The organism is Pseudomonas viridiflava (genome assembly GCF_900602065.1).
GTDB lineage: Bacteria > Pseudomonadota > Gammaproteobacteria > Pseudomonadales > Pseudomonadaceae > Aquipseudomonas.
Map to the genome: position 1 here is coordinate 1 of NZ_UWFN01000003.1, position 430 is coordinate 430.

The window sequence follows — 430 nt, forward strand, 5'->3', positions numbered from 1 at the left end:
CACCAAGGCCCCGACGCGCGGCCCCAAGAACTGGTTCAGCAACAGCAACAGCTCCGACATGGCGTGGTCCAATCAGGCTTATATCGCGACGATCGGTACCACCACCTGGGACCACCCCAACGTCGCTGGCGCCTATTCCACCGATTCAGGCCTGACCTGGACCGCCTTCGCCGCCAACCACCCCGACGGAATGGCCCACCAGGGCGGCGACTCGACGCTGGCGGTCACCAAGCCGGGCCACATCGTTTGGGCGCCGTCCGATTCCGTGCCGGCCTACACCACCGACAGCGGGGCGAGCTGGACCTACACCAATCTGCCGGCCGTGGAACCGGGCACGAGCCACCGCCTGGCGGCCGACCGCAAGAATCCGAACCGCGTGTATGCGTACCAGGGTGGCGGCGGCTGGTGGCGCTCGGCGCCGTTGTTCTAC

At 67.7% G+C, this 430-nt stretch carries 1 protein-coding gene; it reads left to right on the top strand.

Features of this window, described 5'->3' with window-relative positions; all coding sequences use genetic code 11:
- The coding region (locus EE949_RS00015) for a hypothetical protein (protein WP_206335679.1) at positions 1-430 on the top strand (430 nt) is incomplete at both ends.